Here is a 19,251-nt window from a genome sequence, read left to right on the forward strand (position 1 = left end):
TTTTAAAGAACAAAAAATGGTCGGCGAGATAGGATTTGAACCTACGACCCACTGGTCCCAAACCAGTTGCGCTACCAAACTGCGCTACTCGCCGATTTATATTAATGGGGTGGCTAATGAGACTCGAACTCACGACAACCGGAATCACAATCCGGGGCTCTACCAACTGAGCTATAGCCACCATAGATTTTAGATATTGCATTTACCTAATCCAACCGAGCTGGCGCGCTCGACAGGATTCGAACCTGAGACCTTTGGCTCCGGAGGCCAACGCTCTATCCAACTGAGCTACGAGCGCTCATCGCGTCGTTGCGGGGCGTATATTAATGGCTTTCAGATAGCCTGTCTAGCTTTTTTTTTAATTTTTTTTTGTTTGATGATATTTTACTCTTTATTGATATTTTTTAGTCATTTCCTTAATAATAAATGCTCAGAACATTCTTATTTTTATCATTTTAATGAATTAAATCGAACATAACGGCACAAACAGAAAAGAAAGTTTTCTATTTTTCTGGATGAATAAGGGAAATATTAGATAAGAAAAAGGTGATGTTTTCTGTTTTTCATACTCACATCACCTTAGCTCTTCTATTTTTTACTTACCAAACCTTTCGCTTTTCTCCATCTACGCTGTATTCTTCTGATAAAACGTGTAACTCGCCAAGCTCGAGTAATTGAATAGCCGTATAAAAATATTAATACAATAAATCCGAAAAACATTAGCCATTCATTAATATAGTAAATTTCCCCTAAAATACCAAATCCTGCACACACTGCCGCCATCAATGTAATAACGGCAAATGCTTGTCGAGAAGTTAAACCCGCTCTTACCATTAAATGGTGTACATGCAAACGATCAGGACGGAAAGGGCTTTTCTTTTTCTTTAATCTTCTGATGACCACACAAATCATATCAATCAGAGGAATTGCAATCAGCCAAAGTGCAGTAATTGGTTTAATTGGATGCCCATGTCCTTGTGTACTCAATAACAAAATCCAAATCATAGTAAAACCGATTAGAGTACTTCCCGAGTCTCCCATAAACACTTTATTTTTGATACCAAACACTGACATATTAAATAAAATATAAGGGATTAAGCATAAAATAAGTGCAAAACACCACGCTGCCAAATCCATCTGTCCATCCAATACCAATAAAATACCAATTGCTGCAAATGAAACGCTGGATAAGCCCCCAAGCAGACCATCTATGCCATCAATCATATTAAAGGCATTCACAATGGCAATAGTTGCAAACACGGTAATTACAACCCCAGCAGTTCCTAATGTGATCTGAAACGGGCCGATAATTTCTCCAAGGTTATTTAACGACAGATCTCCGATATAGATCATCGACAAAGCTAATATTGCTTGCACAATAGCTCGCAAAAAAGGACTTAAATCAAAACGATCATCAAGTACGCCAACAATTAATAACACAGTGACACAACTCAAATAGAGATAAGGCAAACGCATTTCGTTCCACTCGAGGAGATAGTAGCAAGTGTTACTGATGAATAAGGCTATTCCTCCGATAAGAGGAATTAATCCTTGATGACGTTTTCGATAATTCGGTTTATCTACTAACCCAATTTTCACTGCTAATGGACGCATAATAATTAATGCTAGAAATGAGCTTAAGAACGTTAACACAAAACTCAGCCACATATTTTAAAGACCCCTTAACATACGAGTTGTAATGCTGAATGATGGTTGAAAATGGTTGATGAGAATAGCATAAAGTCACTTTTTAATACATTTGTTTTTTTCATTATCTTTTGATTTCAAGTACAATATTGCTCACATTTAACTACAATGAGAAAAACAATGACATCTTCAGTAACTTTATTTGAAAAAGCACAACAATTTATTCCTGGTGGAGTCAATTCGCCTGTTCGTGCATTCAATGGTGTATCAGGTACACCTGTCTTTATCCAACGCGCTCAAGGCGCTTATCTTTATGATAGTGAAGGTAAACAGTATATTGATTATGTTGGTTCTTGGGGACCAATGGTCTTGGGGCATAATCATCCTTCAATCCTTAATGCAGTCATTGAAACAGCTAAAAACGGTTTAAGTTTCGGTGCGCCAACCGAATTAGAAATTGAATTGGCTGAATTAGTGTGCCGCTTAGTACCCTCAATCGAAATGGTTCGTATGGTAAACTCTGGTACTGAAGCAACAATGTCCGCTATTCGCCTGGCCAGAGGCTACACTAAACGGGATAAAATTATCAAATTTGAAGGATGCTATCATGGACACGCAGATTCTTTATTAGTTAAAGCTGGTTCTGGTGCGTTAACCCTAGGTCAACCAAGCTCGCCAGGTGTACCCTCTGATTTTGCAAAACATACTTTAACTTGCACATATAATGATCTTAGCTCCGTCGAGGAAATGTTTAAACAATATCCAAATGAAATCGCCTGTATTATTGTTGAGCCAGTAGCTGGAAATATGAATTGTGTTCCTCCGAAACCAGGTTTTTTGCAAGGATTACGCCAACTTTGCGATCAATACGGCGCATTATTAATTATTGATGAAGTAATGACCGGATTCCGAGTTTCGCTTGCCGGCGCACAATCTTACTATGATGTAAAACCTGATTTAACAACACTTGGTAAGATCATCGGTGGAGGAATGCCGGTGGGTGCATTCGGTGGTAAAAAAGAAATTATGCAGTATATCGCTCCAACCGGACCTGTTTACCAAGCTGGTACATTATCAGGGAATCCAATCGCGATGGCGGCAGGTATTGCCTGTTTAACAGAATTAGCAAAACCAGAAAATGAGAAATTGCTTGCAGAAAAAACAAAAACATTAGCCGAAGGTTTAAGAACACTCGCCAAAAAACATCAAATTCCTTTCGTTGTCAATTATGTTGGTGGAATGTTTGGGCTATTTTTTACTGATCAAGACAAAGTAGAATGTTATCAAGAAGTAATGAAATGTGATGTAGAACGATTCAAAAAATTCTTTCACTTAATGTTAGAACAGGGAATTTATTTGGCTCCTTCTGCCTTTGAAGCCGGATTTATGTCACTTGCTCATAGCACACAAGATATTCAAGCAACTTTAGCTGCTACAGATAAGGCGTTCTCAATCTTAAAAGATTAACATTCTTTTCTTAACGGTATAATAGTTAATCATTATACCGTTTCTTTACCTCTAAACAGTTATTTTATCTATTTTTGATTAATTTTTCAGCTTTTGGGGAACATTTCCTTTTAATGATTGTCTTAATGGCGCGAATAACAATTCGTATAAAGTTATTTTTTAAGGAGATATTTTTAAATGAAAATTAATAAGAAAAAATTCGTTTTAACCAGTATTGCATTAGGATTAAGCATCTTCTGTGCTTCATTGCCAACACAGGCTAATATTCCAACTTCTGTGTTAGAAAATACCTCAACACCAAGTTTAGCTCCGGTATTGGAGCAGGTTCTTCCGGCTGTTGTCACTATTTCGGTGGAAGGAACCGCTGGAAACAGTCCAAGTAATAATCTCTTACCTGAATTGCCACCAGAATTTCAATTTTTCTTTGGAGATCAATTCAAGAATCGCTCACCTCGTCAATTTAAAGGGCTTGGATCAGGTGTGATTATTAATGCCGATAAAGGCTATGTTTTGACTAACAATCACGTTGTTGATGGTGCTGATAAAATTACTGTTACGCTCAGCGACGGTAGAGAATATAAAGCAAAATTACTTGGTAATGACTCTATGTCAGATGTAGCTTTAATTCAATTAGAAAATGCCAAAGATCTCACCCAAATAAAAATGGCTGATTCAGATAAAGCAAAAGTCGGCGACTTTGTAATTGCCGTTGGTAATCCTTTCGGTTTAGGTCAAACCGTCACTTCAGGTATTATTTCTGCTTTAGGGCGTGTAGCTGATGATGATACCAACAGCTATCAGAATTACATTCAAACTGATGCTGCGGTCAATCGTGGTAATTCCGGCGGACCGTTACTTAACTTAAAAGGTGAATTGGTCGGTATTAATACTGCTATTATCGCCCCAAGTGGTGGTAATGTTGGTATTGCATTTGCGATTCCAAGCAATATGGCAAACAGTTTGGCTCAACAGATTATCGAATTCGGTCAAGTCAAACGCGGTGTTTTAGGCATTAAAGGTGGTGAATTGAATGCAGATCTTGCCAAAGCATTCGATGTTAAAGCACAAAAAGGTGCTTTTATTAGTGAAGTGCTTCCGGATTCTGCTGCTGCAAAAGCTGGATTAAAAGCAGGTGATATTATCACTGGATTAAATGGACAAAATATCAATAGTTTCTCTGAATTACGCGCTAAAATTGCAACGACCGGTGCCGGCAAAGAGATGGAAATCACCTATCTACGTGACGGTAAATCCAATACTGTCAAAGTGAAATTGCAAGCGGATAATGAATCTTTAGCCAGTGGTAACAGCGTCATTTCTAATTTAGATGGTGCTGACTTAAAGAATTACCACGAGAAAGATCAAAAAGGTGTGGTAATTGCTGAAGTGAAACCTAATTCAAAAGCGGATCAATTAGGATTGAAGAAGGGAGATATTATTATTGGAATAAACCGTCATCAAATTAATAATATTGGAGAATTACGCAAAATTTTAGATGGCAAACCAGCCGCTATTGCACTCAATATTATTCGTGGCAACAATAATTTCTACCTCTTTATTCGCTAAATTCTCCTTAATCCAAGCTCACCGTTACGGTGAGCTTTTTTATTAAAGAGTTCCAATATTATGGTTTTAAATCAATCTGATAGATTGCAAAACCATTTTCATCCTGACCAACATTTTTCATCGGATATTGCACTTGTTTTTGAATAAACTCCGCTGCTTTTTCTGATGGAGATGTTTCAAATACAATTTCCGCTTTATTATTTGGAATAGATTTTAATCGCCAATTATTGTCTGCTGTTGATTTAACTTCTCCCTGTTCTTTGCTGACACGACGAATATAATCCGCCAAAATTGAACGGTTTTCATCAGGAGATGCGAACGCTGTTTGGCTGCCGTCAGTACCAGGGAATTTATTACCAAATGCACGATAATTATTGGTCGCTAACAAGAATTGCTGTTGCGGATCAATCGGTTTGCCGTTAAAAGTAAGATCAGTAATACGATGTGCTTGTGGATTAATCAATTTACAATCACCATCATAACGAGCCGGTTGGGTTACATCAATTTGATAATTAACACCATCAATTACATCAAAATTATATGTACGGAAACCATCCCAATTTAATAATGGCTGTTTTTCTGCTTTATTCGGATCGATCTGATTAAACTGCCCCGCAGAACATTCCAACCATTCACGCACCTGCTCACCATTCACTTTTACGGCTACCAAAGTATTCGGATACAAATAAAGATCCGCCGCATTGCGGAAACTTAACTGTCCTGCTTCCACTTCAGTAAAGTTTGTCGGATCGTTTTTACGTCCACCCACTTTAAACGGTGCTGCAGCAGATAAAACCGGTAATTTTGCTAAATCAGGATCACCTTGCACAAAACGTTTGACATAGTCCTGTTGCGCCTGATTAACAATCTGAATTGTCGGATCATCCTGTACTAAGGCGAGATAACTATACATTTTACCATCCGCTTTACCGATCGGTTGATTCACATAATCACGCGTATTTCTATGATCTGTTGCCAACGCTTTTACAATCGGTTGATACTCTTCAGCCAATGCTTTCTTATTTTTTCCATCATAAATCGGTCTTGCTTCCGCTTTTGCTTGTTGCACAACCCATTTACCACTATTGTTACTTAACGTTAAATCAATCACACCAACGTGACTGCCCCAACGACCTGGCATTACTGCCGGAATGCCATTGATAGTTCCGGTAACAATATCCGCACCCGGAATACCAGCAAATTCTTTACTTGGGAAGACTGCGTGAGAATGACCAAAAGCAATCGCATCAATACCTTTCACTTGAGATAAATAATAAACAGAATTTTCTGCTAACGCTTGATAAGGTTCACTAGAAACACCAGAATGTGCTACTGCAACAATAACATCCGCACCTTTTGATTTCATTTCCGGCACAAGCATTTTTGCTGTTTCGGTAATATCCTTGACAATAACTTTACCTTCAAGATTCTTTTTATCCCAAGTCATAATTTGCGGCGGTACAAATCCAATATAACCGATTTTAACTTTTTGTTGCTTACCATCCGAATCAGTGAATTGATAATCCTTAATCACATACTGCTTAAAATATGGTTTGCCGGTTTTCGCATCAAATACATTGGCATTAACATAAGGATATTTAGCGCCTGCCAACGCTTTTTTCAAGAAATCTAAACCATAATTAAACTCGTGATTTCCAATATTACCGACATCATATTTCAATAAATTCATTGCTTTAAAAACTGGATGAATATCACCTTTTTTTAAGCCTTCTGCCGCAGCATAATCCCCCATCGGACTACCTTGAATAAGATCTCCGTTATCCACCAATACACTATTTTTCACCTGTTGGCGAGCTTTCATCACTAAATCGGCAGCTCTAACCAATCCTAATGCACTGGAAGGCGCATCTTTATAATAATCATAGTCCATCATATTGGCGTGCAAATCTGTGGTTTCAATCACACGCAAATTTAATTCTGCAGCTGTTGCATAAGCACTCATCAATGCGCTGCCAAACATTGCCCAAAAAACGGGTTTCAATGAAAATTTCATCCTTTTTCTCTCTAAAAAAACAAATTAAAAAGCGTGTTGATTTTATGCCAAAGGCAACGCAGAATAAACAAAGTTCAATAATTAAAATGACTTAGCACAAGGAAACTGTATGACAAAATATAAATTACTAGCAACAGATATGGATGGCACACTGCTCGATAAACAAAAGAAAATCAGTGAGCGTAACCAACAAGCTATTCAATCCGCAAAAAAAGCGGGCGTAAAAATTGTGTTGGCTTCCGGTCGTCCTTTAGAAGGCTTACAACCTTATCTGCAACAACTTGGCTTATTAGATGAAGAAGATTATGTTCTCTGTTTCAATGGAGCTTTAGTGCAACGTAGCGATGGCAAAATTATTACCCGTCAGGAAATGAGCGGAAAAGATTGCAAAATGCTAACCAATTATGCACAAAAATTTGGTGTTTTCTGTCACACCTTTTCTGAATCACGTGGTCTTATCACGCCTCAAGAAAATCAATACAGCCGACACGATGCGGAAATTAATCATATCCCCTTACATATTATTGATTTTTCAAAAATTCCTGATGAAGAACCGATCATTAAAACGATGTGGGTAGATACACCGGAAAAGTTAGACGCTGCATTAGCCAAACTTCCTGAAAATATTGCCGAACAATATACCATTGTTCGCAGTACGCCATTTTTCTTAGAGTTCTTACCTTTAACTGCCAATAAAGGAAGTGGCATTGAAAAATTAGCGCAACATCTTGGATTTACTGCCGATGAAATTATTTGTATCGGTGATGCCGGCAATGATTTTCATATGATCGAATATGCAGGTTTAGGGGTGGCAATGGGTAACGCAACCGATGAGATAAAGGCAATTGCTGATTATATTACTGCCGACAACCTTAATTCCGGCGTTGCTGAAGTTATTGAAAAATTTATTTTAAATCAAAAAGGTGAATAAAATGAAACCAATTTGTGCCGTATTAAGCGGAGCTGGAATCAGTGCTGAAAGTGGATTACCTACTTTCCGAGCTGAAGACGGTTTATGGGCAGGTCACAGAGTGGAAGAAGTTTGTACTCCTGAAGCGCTGGAACGAAACCCACAAAAAGTACTCGACTTTTACAACGAACGCCGTCGCAATGCTGCGGCAGCACAGCCCAATGCCGCACATCTCGCCCTGGTGGAATTAGAACAGAAATATGATGTCAGAATTATTACGCAAAACGTTGACGATCTGCACGAACGTGCTGGCAGCAAAAATGTGCTTCATTTACACGGTGAGTTAAATAAAGCGCAAAGTAGTTTTGATCCAGACTATATTGTTCCGTGTTATAAAGATCAATTGATTACCGACAAAGATCCTAATGGACACTTAATGCGCCCATTCATTGTCTTTTTTGGCGAAAGTGTACCAATGTTAGAACCGGCGATAGATACTGTTGCCAATGCAGATATTCTGTTGGTGATCGGCACTTCATTACAAGTTTACCCTGCCAATGGGTTAGTACACGAAGCGAAACGAAGTGCAAAGATCTATCTTATCGACCCAAATCCAAACATCGGCTTTCTCCAACGTCCAGTAAATATCATTACCCAAAAAGCAACCGAAGGTGTCGTTCAGGTTGTAAGAGAATTGTTAATGACTAAATTATAATCCATTTTCTGTAAACAAATCCGCTGATTGTCTACAACACTGAATGAGTGAGTCCAATAATAAATCCGGCTGGACTTGCTCATTTTAATAATTGAGATAGTGAGGTGAAAATCAGTACTATTTCAAAAATAGACAGTTATATTGCAATCAATCTACTGCTGTACAAATGCAAAATTCCAAAATCAATACAGTATTTCATTAAAAATAGAAGTACAAATCTAACTAGTAGCAGGATCAGTTAATGCAAACGCCACTGATACTATAAATGGAACTCAACTACACGCTACTGACATATGTATGGCAGAAAACAGCAATCATATTCAGAATATCCAATAATAAATTTGATAATGTAGATAAAGGTTCTCATCGTTATATCGCAGTTGCAAGAGCAATAGAAATATATCTTAGGAAAAAAGATATAATGGTTGGTGCTGCCTACGGCTTTGAATGGTAATTATTTCTTTAATTAGGGAAAGTTCGCAAAAAGCGGAACTCTTTAGAAATTCCGCTTTTTGTTATTTAACTGATGCGTTTATTTCTTCTGCGCTTGGACTGCTGCAACTGCCACCATATTGATAATACGGCGTACTGAAGACACCGGAGTAAGGATATGAGCAGATTTCTTCAATCCCATCAACATTGGCCCAACAGTGATTGCAGTAGTAGTAGCACGAAGCAGATTATAACTAATACGTGCTGATTCCATACTTGGCATAATTAACAAGTTGGCTGCACCTTTTAACGGACTATCCGGCATAATATCTTTGCGAAGCTGCTCTGATAAAGCAATATCGCCGTGCATTTCACCATCAATAATAATATCCGGGCGGCGTTCTTGAACCAATTCAAGCACTTTACGCATTTTAATAGCATTCGGGCTACTAGATGAGCCGTAATTTGAATTAGATAATAACGCCACTTGTGGTTCAATACCGAAAGATTTCACTTCTTCCGCCGCCATAATAGTGATTTCCGCCAATTCTTCCGCAGTAGGATTTTCGTTTACAAAAGTATCTGCAATGAAAACGTTACCTGTCGGCAATACTAAACTGCTTACCGCTCCAAGGGTATGCACGCCATCCGCCACGCCAAGCACATCACGTAACGTATGAAGATGTTCACGATAAGAGCCAACTAGCCCACAAATCATCGCATCTGCTTCACCAAGTTGCAATAAGGTTGCTGCAATCGCAGTACGGTCAGAAATCAAACGTTGACGAGCCAAGGCAGGTGTAACGCCTTTGCGTTTCATAATGTCATAATAGGTTTGCCAACCTTGTGTATAGCGGTGATCCTGATCATTATTGACAATATCAAAGTCTCTACCGGCAACAATTTTCAAGCCTAAACGCTTAATTCTTTGCTCAATCACCGCCGGTCTACCAATTAGGATTGGATAAGCAATTTCTGAACTACTTATTTCTTGCACAGCGTGCAACACTCTAGGCTCTTCACCATCAGCTAAAATAACACGTTTTTTATTGTTTTTAGCCTGAGCAAATACCGGCTTCATAAATAAATTGGTTTTGTAAACAAATTGAGTAAGCTCATCAACATAAGCATCAAAATCAGTAATCGGTTTTTGTGCTACTCCACTATCCATTGCTGCTTTTGCAACAGCCGGAGCTATCTTAACAATCAAACGTGGATCGAATGGTTTTGGAATTAAGTATTCAGGCCCGAATGAGACTTCATTTTCTGCATAAGCAGAAGAAACAACATCACTCTGTTCCGCCAATGCTAGGTCTGCAATTGCTCGAACTGCCGCCAATTTCATCTCTTCATTGATGGTGGTGGCGTGTACATCTAATGCACCACGGAAAATAAATGGAAAACAGAGAACATTATTCACTTGATTAGGAAAATCAGAACGACCGGTACAGATAATCGCATCTGCACGAGCTGCTTTAGCAACTGGTGGAAGAATTTCCGGAACAGGATTTGCTAAAGCTAAAATCAATGGATTAGACGCCATAGTTTTCAACATTTCCGGAGTCAATACACCCGCTTTTGAACAGCCTAAGAAAATATCCGCATTTGGCAACGCATCCGCCAATGTACGCGCACCGTTATCTTCAACTGCATAAGCCTGTTTGGTTTCATCCATATGGTCTCCACGACCTTTATAAACTACACCTTTTGAATCGCAAATTGTAATATTTTTTCTCTCAATGCCTAAAGCAACCATTAAATTCAAACAAGCAATTGCCGATGCCCCAGCACCGGAAGCCACTACTTTTACCTGTTTAATATCTTTATTCACTACACGTAGCCCATTAAGCACAGCAGCTGCACAAATAATAGCTGTACCGTGCTGATCATCGTGGAAGACCGGAATTTTCATTCTTTCGCGTAATTTCTTTTCAATATAGAAACATTCCGGTGCTTTAATATCTTCAAGATTAATACCGCCAAAAGTAGGTTCTAATGCTGCAATAATGTCAATTAATTTATCTGGATCAGTTTCATTAACCTCAATATCAAACACATCAATTCCAGCAAACTTTTTGAAGAGTACTCCTTTGCCCTCCATTACTGGTTTACCTGCCAACGCTCCGATATTACCTAATCCTAATACTGCAGTTCCGTTGGAAATCACTGCAACTAGGTTACCCCTTGCGGTATATTTATACGCATTTGCCGGATCTTTCTCAATTTCTAAACAAGGCTCAGCAACACCAGGCGAATAAGCTAATGCAAGATCTTGCTGCGTCGCTAATGATTTAGTTGGTGTCACTTCTATTTTTCCCGGAATTGGAAATTGGTGAAAGTCTAATGCCGCCTGGCGTAGTTTTTCGTCCATAATCTATCCTTATTAATATGTTATTTTTCGCAAGAGATTTACCACTTTACTTACTGCGAATGGCAATTTGAAGTTGAGAGGCAATCCACTGTGCTGTCATAATGACAGGCTTTAATAGAACATCAAAGTCTATCGCTATACCTTTATCTATTTTGTTGATTGTTGACCGCCTTTGGAGATTACAGCGGAGATTGGATTATTATTGGTTACCCTAAAAATAGAACTCACTCACTAAAAAATCCATTTGTTATTATAAATCTATTTCTTAAGAATGCTGTGAGCTATGCCACATTTTTAACAAACAGTGTTAAAATACCGCTTTCTTTGTATGTATAAAATGAGCGATTTTGCTTTTGAAATCCATTACAACCTAAATAAGATCACAAAGTCATATTTAAAACAAACTTTTCTAACTCATTTTATTCCTATTAAAGGGGTAATACCAATCAATAAGGTTAATTAAATGAAACAACGTTTAGATAAATTTCTCTCTGAATACACAGGATTATCCCGTTCACAGGCGACAAAAGCATTACGCCAAAATTTAGTTAAAGTAAATCAACAGGTTATTAAAGACGGTGCATTAAAAATTTCACCAGAAGATCAAGTAGAATTTGATGGAACCTTACTGGAGTGGACAATTGGTAATCAATACTTTTTATTGTTTAAACCTGAAGGTTATATTTGCTCTCACGATGATGGTGAGTACCCTACTGTTTATCAATTTTTTGATTATCCTCTTTCAACTCGACTACACACTGCCGGACGTCTGGATGTTGATACCACAGGATTAGTACTACTCACAGATGATGGACAGTGGTCTCATCGTATTACATCTCCTAAATATCATTGTGAAAAAACTTATTTGGTAACATTATCAGACCCTATTGAAGATTTTTATGTTGAACAATGTATGCAAGGTATTCTTTTACGAGGAGAAAAACAACCAACTAAGCCGGCACAAATTGAAATAATTGATGATTACAATTTGAATTTAACTATTATTGAAGGTAAATACCACCAAGTAAAACGAATGTTCGCTGCTCTTGGAAATAAAGTAATCAAATTACATCGTTGGAAAATTGGTCAAATCATCTTGGATTCGCAATTAGAAGAAGGTCAATATCGTGCATTGACTGATGCGGAGGTTCAATTTTTCTTAAAATAAAAAACAAGATAAATAAAAGGAGGTTTATGTGAGAAATAAAAAAGTAAAAATTAATTTTGCATTTGTTTTAATTTTGGGGCTATTATCAATGATGCCTCCGCTGGGGATTGATATGTATCTTCCAGCATTTCTTAATATTTCACGCGACTTAAATGTTCCCTCCAGTCAAGTACAATATACATTAACTATGTTTACCTTAGGAATGGGAATTGGACAGTTAATTTGGGGACCGATCGCAGATAGCATCGGACGTAAGCCAGTTATTTTATTTGGTTTAAGTATTACTACCATTGCTGCATTCGGGCTCACACAAATTAATAATATTCATCATTTTATTGGTTTACGCTTAATACAAGGATTTTTTGGTGCTGCACCGGTTGTTGTACTGGGAGCATTACTACGAGATCTATTCAGTAAAAATGATTTTTCCAAAATGATGTCATTAATCACTTTAGTATTAATGATAGCCCCGTTACTTGCGCCAATTCTAGGTGGTTATTTAGTGCAATATTTCCATTGGCACTCCATTTTCTATCTTTTAGTTATTGTAGGCATCATCAGTGGTTTACTGTTTTGGTGGAGAATTCCAGAAACATTGCAAGTTGAAAAACGACAACATTTCTCTTTACGCAATATCCTACGCCAATTCTGGAGTGTATTAAGACACAAAGAAGTACTAGGTTATTTGATCGTTTCCACTTTCTCATTCGGCGGTTTATTTGCCTTTTTAACATCAGGTTCTCTTGTCTATATCGATATTTATGGCGTAAAAGTCGAAAATTTCGGTTATTTCTTTATGCTAAATATTGCAATTATGGCTTGTTTCACTGTTATTAACGGTAAAATTGTTAGCAAAGTAGGTGCAGAAAAAATGTTACAATTCGGTTTAGCAATGCAAGCTGCTGCCGGTTTGTGGTTATTTATTGTGGCAATTTTTGATCTCGGTTTTTGGTCTATGGCACTTGGTATTGCTTGGTTTATTGGAATGAACTCGACTATCGGTGCTAATGCTGCCGCTTTAATTCTGGAACATTTTGGACGTATTGCCGGCACAGCAAATTCTGTATTAGGCACACTCCGTTTCGGTGGCGGTGCAATAATCGGTTCTGTATTGGCTCTAGTTCCTGTAACCAGCGCCACTCCGATGTTGGCAACAATGATCGTATGTATTACTATTGCAGTTCTCGGTTATTGGCTATTAACCTATCGAAACTTACAGAAATGACAAGACTCACTATCAAAGATATTGCACGTTTGAGCGGTGTAGGAAAATCCACCGTTTCACGTGTATTGAATCAAGATCCGAAAGTCAGCGATAAAACTCGAGCTAAAGTGGAAAAGATAATTGCTGAACAAGGATTTTTGCCATCCAATTCCGCACGTGCAATGCGAGGACAAGGCAATAGGATTATTGGCATTATTGTTTCTCGCCTGACATCAAGCGCAGAAAATCAGGTGTTATCCGCAATACTGCCACTACTTTATGCTGCACATTGTGAGCCTATCATCGTTGAGAGTCGTTTTGATGAAAAATTAGTGCTGGATCATTTAACGCTTTTTCGACAAAAAGCAGTTGACGGCGTTATCTTATTCAGCTTTTCCAGTATTGAACAACTCGATCTAAGCAGCTGGCAACAAAATTTGGTGATTATCGCTCGTAATCATCCGGGAATCACCTCCATTTATTATGATGATCACAGTGCAGTGCAACAATTAATGCAGACATTATTACAAAAAAATCATCAGGCTATCGCTTATATTGGTGTTGACGACAATGACACTACCACTGGTTTTCTGCGTCATCACGCTTATTTATCGTTTTGTCATCAACATCAATTTCCAATTCTTGATTTGCAAGGAGATCTAAGTTTTGAAAGCGGTTATCAACTTGCACAACAAATCGATTTTCACAAATATAGCGCCTTAGTCTGTGCCACTAATAACCTTGCATTAGGTGCAATCAAATATTTACAACAACAACAGCTAACACATATTTATGTTGCCAGTGTCGGCAATAATCCACTCTTGAGCTTTCTATTTCCACAAACTTTAATGATCGATTTAGGTTTTCAACAAGCAGGTGAAAAAGCAGTTTCTCAGCTTCTTTATTTGTTAGATGGCGGTAAAGAGATAAAATCCTTCTGCTTACCCTGTCATTTACTTGAAAATTAACCTGTTCTTTCAACTTTATCGGAATCATTTTCTATCCACACAACCTGTAGATAACTTTGTGGAATACTTTTAGAAAAAAACGCTTAACCCTTAGTTTATAAGGAGTTTTATTAACTGAAACAAATTTGATTGCAAAATAACATTTATTTATAAATCAATAAGTTAATAAAAATCCAGAAAAGATTATATTTTTTAGAAAAAAATAAAACAAAAAAAACTTGACAAAAATAAGTCTGTGCAAAACTTATTATTTTTTAGTTATATTCCTGAAAAAAAAGCTAAAAAGAATAGAGCGTTTCCGCTCCATTCCTGTTCACTAAAACTTAACTTAATTAAAAATACTTTCACTGACAAGGTTAACTACAAAACCGCCGATACATAACCAGAAAAATATAATTAAACCTAAAATAAGCGGTTTTGCGCCCGCTTTTTTAATCGCATCAATATGTGTTGTTAATCCTAATGCTGACATTGCCATCATCAACAATAAAGTATCCAATTCAACCAACCAATGTGTAATCACTTCGGGAATAATTGGGAATGAATTTAAAACGGCAACTAAAACAAACCAAACCGCAAACCAAGGAATATTAATTTTTCTTGATTCACTTGATACTTGATTACGACTTAATGAAAATGATAATGCTAATAAGAATGGCGCTAACATCATTACACGAATCATTTTGGTAATCACAGCACTATCCGCCACTTGGTTACTGATATTCTGTCCTGCAGCATAAACCTGTGCTACTTCGTGTACGGTCGAACCAATATAAATCCCAAATTGATATTCACTGATATAGTGGCTTAACAACGGATATAACATTGGGTAGGCAAACATTGCCAACGTACCGAAAATCACAACTGTAGCGATAGCTACCGATACTTTATGCGATTGTGCTTTGACCACAGGTTCCGCCGCCATCACCGCAGCAGCCCCACAAATACTGGCGCCAGTCGCACATAAATAAGTGATTTCTTTATCAATTTTTAGCCACTTTCGCCCCAACCAGCAAGTAATAAAGAAAGTAGAAATCAACATAATTGCGTCTGTTACAATGGCATTAATCCCCACTGAACCAATTTGTTGAAATGTGATGCGGAAACCATACAGAATAATACCCGCTCTCAGTAAAATACCTTTAGAAAAATTAACGCCTTCGTGTGATACTTGGGCAATATTAGGGTAAATCGTATTTCCAACAAGCATCCCTATCAAAATGGCAAAAGTTAATGCACTAATACCAATTGAACTACCGATGCCGAAATAATTAAGAGTAAATGCTACTGCGGTCACTGCTCCAGAAAGCAATAAACCAGGAATTAAAGACATAATTTTCATATTATGAATCCAAAAGGAAAATGTAATAAATACACTAAATTAAGGGGGTTGTTATTTTAGCAAGCTACTCCCCAAAAGGGATCTACTTTTTTGAAAAAATGTGGTGATTACGTATTAATTCAGCTCAATCGTGATATATGTTAAAATCCGCTCACAACTTTTATTGTTAAATTGATTATGAAAAAGAACAGTAAGCCTTTTATTTTACATTCAGACTTCAAACCTTCCGGCGATCAACCCACAGCCATCGCTAAACTGGTGGAAAATTTAAATGACGGTCTAGCACACCAAACACTGCTTGGTGTAACTGGTTCTGGTAAAACCTTTACTATTGCTAATGTCATTGCACAATTAAATCGTCCAGCAATGATTTTTGCTCCAAATAAAACATTAGCCGCCCAGCTCTATGCTGAAATGAAAGCTTTCTTCCCAGAAAATGCAGTTGAATATTTCGTTTCCTACTATGATTACTATCAACCGGAAGCCTATGTACCTGCAAGCGACACTTTTATTGAAAAAGATGCCTCGATTAATGATCAAATTGAACAAATGCGACTTTCTGCAACAAAATCTTTTTTGGAAAGACGGGATACCATCGTGGTAACCTCTGTTTCTGCTATTTACGGTTTGGGTGATCCAGACTCTTATCTAAAAATGATGTTACATCTACAAACTGGCGCAATTATTGATCAACGAGAAATCCTCTCTCATCTTGCCTCCTTACAATATACTCGCAATGATCACGCCTTTCAGCGCGGTACATTCCGCGTTCACGGTGAAGTGATTGATATATTCCCAGCGGAATCAGATGATATAGCCTTACGCGTAGAACTTTTTGATGATGAAATTGAACGATTAAGTCTATTCGATCCACTGACCAATCGCTCTTTCGGTGCTGTGCCACGTTATACTGTTTATCCAAAAACACACTATGTCACACCTAGAGAACGTATTTTAGAGGCTATTGAACAAATCAAACTGGAGTTGGCTCAACGCAGAGAATATTTCATCAAAGAGAATAAATTGCTTGAAGAACAACGCATTACTCAACGAACACAATTCGATATTGAAATGATGAACGAATTAGGTTACTGCTCCGGAATAGAAAACTACTCACGTTACCTTTCTGGGCGTAAAGAGGGTGAGCCACCACCGACACTGTTCGATTACATTCCGAATGATGGCTTATTAATTATCGATGAATCACACGTTACTGTTCCACAAATCGGTGGTATGTATAGAGGTGATCGCTCAAGAAAAGAAACTTTAGTTGAATACGGTTTTCGTCTGCCTTCAGCATTAGACAACCGCCCATTACGTTTTGAAGAGTTTGAACGCCTCGCCCCACAAACCATCTATGTTTCAGCAACCCCCGGACCTTATGAGCTAGAAAAATCCGGTGATGAAATTATAGATCAAGTCGTTCGTCCAACCGGCTTATTAGATCCTGAAATTGAAGTTCGTCCGGTAGGAACTCAAGTTGACGATTTACTTTCTGAAATTCGCTTACGCGTTGAAAAAAATGAACGTGTACTAGTAACGACTTTAACGAAAAAAATGGCGGAAGACTTAACCGATTATCTGGCAGAACACGGAGTATTAGTTCGCTATTTACATTCAGATATTGATACAGTTGAACGAGTTGAAATTATCCGAGATCTTCGTGCCGGTGAGTTTGATGTCTTAGTAGGAATCAACTTGTTACGGGAGGGCTTAGATATGCCGGAAGTTTCTTTGGTTGCTATTTTGGATGCAGATAAAGAGGGCTTTTTACGTTCCGAACGCTCGTTGATTCAGACAATCGGTCGTGCAGCGCGTAACTTAAACGGTAAAGCCATTCTTTATGCCGATCGCATCACACCATCAATGCAAAAAGCCATTGATGAAACCGAGCGCCGCCGTCAAAAACAGCAGGCTTATAATGAGCAACACGGTATCGTACCGAAAGCACTGAATAAAAAAATCGGTGAAATTTTGGATATTGGTCAAAGTGCCAATCAGAAAGCCAAAAAGCAACGTTTACCAAAAGCTGCTGAACCGGTGGCAAGTTATGAAATGCTTGATAATGCTAAAGATCTACAAAAACAGATTAAACACCTTGAACAACAGATGTATAAATTTGCTCAGGATTTAGAATTTGAAAAAGCTGCTCAAACAAGAGATCAACTTCACGCTCTGCGTGATCGTTTTATAACGCTACAAGGCGATTAATTAATAAAAAACCCGTAAGTTTTCCAACCTACGGGTTTCAATTTCTAATAATAAAATTATTTACCTAAATTATCGAAGAAACGTTTTACACCATCTAAAAAGCCTTTTTCCTTGGGGCGATGCTGATTGCGTCCTTCTAAACTCTTCTCAAATTTTTGTAGCAATTCCTTCTGTTCTTTATTTAACTTAACCGGTGTTTCTACAATCACACGACAAATTAAATCACCTTGATAGTGAGAACGTGTCGAAGTGACACCTTTACCACGTAAACGGAATAATTTACCTGTTTGAGTTTCTTCCGGAATTTTTAATTTTACTTTGCCATCTAATGTCGGAACTTCAATTTCACCACCTAATGCAGCTAAAGTAAAACTGATCGGCACTTCACAATAAAGATTATTACCGTCACGTTGAAAAATATCGTGTTCTTTTACGTGAATTACCACATAAAGATCACCTGCCGGTGCGCCATTCTCACCTGCTGCACCTTCACCGCTTAAGCGAAGCTGACTTCCAGTATCCACTCCTGCCGGCACTTTAACAGAAAGATTTTTATATTTATGCACTCGTCCGTCACCATGACAAGTATCACAAGGTTGTTCAATTATTTTACCTGTACCGTGACAATGAGGGCAGGTCTGTTCCTGCACGAAGAAACCACTTTGACGGCGAATACGACCGGAACCGTGACAATAACTACAGGTATCCACTTTTGAACCGGCTTTAGCACCAGAACCGTGACAACTATCACAAGTTGCCAAAGTTGCAATTCTAATATCTTTAGTAACACCTTTTACAGCTTCTTCAAGCGTAAGTTCCAAGTCGTAACGTAAATCCTCACCTCTCACGACTCGTTGACGGCTTCTACCACCACCGAACATATCACTGAAAATATCACCAAAAATATCCCCGAAATCCGCACCTCCAAATCCGCCAGCACCAGCACCACCTTGTTCAAAAGCGGCGTGTCCATATTGATCATAGGCAGCACGTTTTTCTTTGTCGCCTAATACTTCATAAGCTTCTTGAACTTCTTTAAATTTCGCTTCTGCTTCTTTATCGCCGGGATTACGGTCTGGGTGAAATTTCATTGCCAAGCGTTTATAAGCTTTCTTAATTGCTTTTTCATCATCCGATTTTGAAACGCCTAACACTTCATAATAATCACGCTTTGCCATTCGTTATCCTACTTTTAGTTGATTATTAACCTTTGAATACAGTAAAAGGGCGAGGTGT

At 38.0% G+C, this 19,251-nt stretch carries 13 protein-coding genes and 3 tRNA genes; 8 read left to right on the plus strand and 8 right to left on the minus strand.

Annotated features, from left to right (window positions below; all coding sequences use genetic code 11):
• Nucleotides 1–17: 17 nt before the first annotated feature.
• From JP36_RS10100 to wecA, 4 genes are all read right to left on the minus strand, one after another.
• Nucleotides 18–94: transfer RNA gene (locus JP36_RS10100), tRNA-Pro, on the minus strand.
• An 11-nt stretch (nucleotides 95–105) separates the two neighbouring features.
• A tRNA-His gene (locus JP36_RS10105) sits at nucleotides 106–181 on the minus strand.
• Between the two features lie 40 nt (nucleotides 182–221).
• A tRNA-Arg gene (locus JP36_RS10110) sits at nucleotides 222–298 on the minus strand.
• 290 nt (nucleotides 299–588) lie between these two features.
• Complete coding sequence (gene wecA / locus JP36_RS10115) at nucleotides 589–1,668, minus strand: UDP-N-acetylglucosamine--undecaprenyl-phosphate N-acetylglucosaminephosphotransferase (RefSeq protein WP_039135719.1); 1,080 nt, start codon at nucleotides 1,666–1,668, stop codon at nucleotides 589–591.
• Between the two features lie 159 nt (nucleotides 1,669–1,827).
• Here wecA and hemL point away from each other — a divergent pair, with 159 nt between their 5' ends.
• Complete coding sequence (gene hemL / locus JP36_RS10120; RefSeq protein WP_039174373.1) at nucleotides 1,828–3,114, plus strand: glutamate-1-semialdehyde 2,1-aminomutase; 1,287 nt, start codon at nucleotides 1,828–1,830, stop codon at nucleotides 3,112–3,114.
• A 183-nt stretch (nucleotides 3,115–3,297) separates the two neighbouring features.
• Nucleotides 3,298–4,680, plus strand: a complete 1,383-nt coding sequence (locus JP36_RS10125; RefSeq protein ID WP_209434491.1) for a Do family serine endopeptidase — start codon at nucleotides 3,298–3,300, stop codon at nucleotides 4,678–4,680.
• 58 nt (nucleotides 4,681–4,738) lie between these two features.
• Here the strand turns inward: JP36_RS10125 and cpdB are convergent, their stop codons facing one another.
• Complete coding sequence (cpdB, locus tag JP36_RS10130; protein WP_039174420.1) at nucleotides 4,739–6,661, minus strand: 2',3'-cyclic-nucleotide 2'-phosphodiesterase; 1,923 nt, start codon at nucleotides 6,659–6,661, stop codon at nucleotides 4,739–4,741.
• Between the two features lie 142 nt (nucleotides 6,662–6,803).
• Between cpdB and JP36_RS10135 the strand changes: the two genes are divergently transcribed.
• Both JP36_RS10135 and JP36_RS10140 read left to right on the plus strand, forming a co-directional pair.
• Nucleotides 6,804–7,625 (plus strand): Cof-type HAD-IIB family hydrolase, encoded by an 822-nt coding sequence (locus JP36_RS10135; protein WP_039174378.1) that lies wholly within the window; start codon nucleotides 6,804–6,806, stop codon nucleotides 7,623–7,625.
• Nucleotide 7,626: 1 nt separating this feature from the next.
• Nucleotides 7,627–8,319, plus strand: a complete 693-nt coding sequence (locus tag JP36_RS10140) for a Sir2 family NAD-dependent protein deacetylase (RefSeq protein ID WP_039174380.1) — start codon at nucleotides 7,627–7,629, stop codon at nucleotides 8,317–8,319.
• Between the two features lie 532 nt (nucleotides 8,320–8,851).
• Here JP36_RS10140 and JP36_RS10150 read toward each other — a convergent pair.
• Nucleotides 8,852–11,122 (minus strand): NADP-dependent malic enzyme, encoded by a 2,271-nt coding sequence (locus tag JP36_RS10150; RefSeq protein ID WP_039174383.1) that lies wholly within the window; start codon nucleotides 11,120–11,122, stop codon nucleotides 8,852–8,854.
• Between the two features lie 463 nt (nucleotides 11,123–11,585).
• Between JP36_RS10150 and rsuA the strand changes: the two genes are divergently transcribed.
• From rsuA to treR, 3 genes are read left to right on the plus strand one after another with little or no spacing between them, the layout of a single operon-like run.
• The gene (gene rsuA / locus JP36_RS10155) at nucleotides 11,586–12,290 is read left to right on the plus strand and encodes a 16S rRNA pseudouridine(516) synthase RsuA (RefSeq protein ID WP_039174384.1); all 705 of its coding nucleotides are present in this window, start codon (nucleotides 11,586–11,588) and stop codon (nucleotides 12,288–12,290) included.
• Between the two features lie 28 nt (nucleotides 12,291–12,318).
• A complete protein-coding gene (locus tag JP36_RS10160) occupies nucleotides 12,319–13,515 on the plus strand; it encodes a Bcr/CflA family multidrug efflux MFS transporter (protein WP_039174385.1) in 1,197 nt (398 codons plus the stop codon).
• On the plus strand, nucleotides 13,512–14,462 hold the full coding sequence (treR, locus tag JP36_RS10165; protein WP_039174386.1) for a trehalose operon repressor TreR: 951 nt from the start codon (nucleotides 13,512–13,514) through the stop codon (nucleotides 14,460–14,462). Before JP36_RS10160 ends, treR begins: the two co-directional genes overlap by 4 nt.
• A 328-nt stretch (nucleotides 14,463–14,790) precedes the next feature.
• Here the strand turns inward: treR and JP36_RS10170 are convergent, their stop codons facing one another.
• Nucleotides 14,791–15,804 (minus strand): YeiH family protein, encoded by a 1,014-nt coding sequence (locus JP36_RS10170; RefSeq protein ID WP_039141536.1) that lies wholly within the window; start codon nucleotides 15,802–15,804, stop codon nucleotides 14,791–14,793.
• A 171-nt stretch (nucleotides 15,805–15,975) separates the two neighbouring features.
• On the opposite strand from JP36_RS10170, the gene uvrB reads away from it, so the two are divergent.
• Nucleotides 15,976–18,015 carry an excinuclease ABC subunit UvrB gene (uvrB, locus tag JP36_RS10175; protein WP_156106942.1) on the plus strand — a complete coding sequence of 680 codons (2,040 nt, stop codon included), beginning with the start codon at nucleotides 15,976–15,978 and terminating at the stop codon, nucleotides 18,013–18,015.
• 56 nt (nucleotides 18,016–18,071) lie between these two features.
• On the opposite strand, the gene dnaJ is transcribed toward uvrB, so the two are convergent.
• Nucleotides 18,072–19,193, minus strand: a complete 1,122-nt coding sequence (gene dnaJ / locus JP36_RS10180; RefSeq protein ID WP_039174390.1) for a molecular chaperone DnaJ — start codon at nucleotides 19,191–19,193, stop codon at nucleotides 18,072–18,074.
• Nucleotides 19,194–19,251 lie beyond the last annotated feature (58 nt).

It is taken from the genome of Gallibacterium genomosp. 1, from assembly GCF_000771875.1.
In the GTDB taxonomy this organism is placed as follows: domain Bacteria; phylum Pseudomonadota; class Gammaproteobacteria; order Enterobacterales; family Pasteurellaceae; genus Gallibacterium.

Bases quoted from the DNA above. Each gene is read 5' to 3' on its own strand.
- wecA (WP_039135719.1), bottom strand. From the start codon at position 1,668: ATGTGGCTGAGTTTTGTGTTAACGTTCTTAAGCTCATTTCTAGCATTA.
- hemL (WP_039174373.1), top strand. From the start codon at position 1,828: ATGACATCTTCAGTAACTTTATTTGAAAAAGCACAACAATTTATTCCT.
- cpdB (WP_039174420.1), bottom strand. From the start codon at position 6,661: ATGTTTGGCAGCGCATTGATGAGTGCTTATGCAACAGCTGCAGAATTA.
- JP36_RS10135 (WP_039174378.1), top strand. From the start codon at position 6,804: ATGACAAAATATAAATTACTAGCAACAGATATGGATGGCACACTGCTC.
- JP36_RS10140 (WP_039174380.1), top strand. From the start codon at position 7,627: ATGAAACCAATTTGTGCCGTATTAAGCGGAGCTGGAATCAGTGCTGAA.
- JP36_RS10150 (WP_039174383.1), bottom strand. From the start codon at position 11,122: ATGGACGAAAAACTACGCCAGGCGGCATTAGACTTTCACCAATTTCCA.
- rsuA (WP_039174384.1), top strand. From the start codon at position 11,586: ATGAAACAACGTTTAGATAAATTTCTCTCTGAATACACAGGATTATCC.
- treR (WP_039174386.1), top strand. From the start codon at position 13,512: ATGACAAGACTCACTATCAAAGATATTGCACGTTTGAGCGGTGTAGGA.
- JP36_RS10170 (WP_039141536.1), bottom strand. From the start codon at position 15,804: ATGAAAATTATGTCTTTAATTCCTGGTTTATTGCTTTCTGGAGCAGTG.
- dnaJ (WP_039174390.1), bottom strand. From the start codon at position 19,193: ATGGCAAAGCGTGATTATTATGAAGTGTTAGGCGTTTCAAAATCGGAT.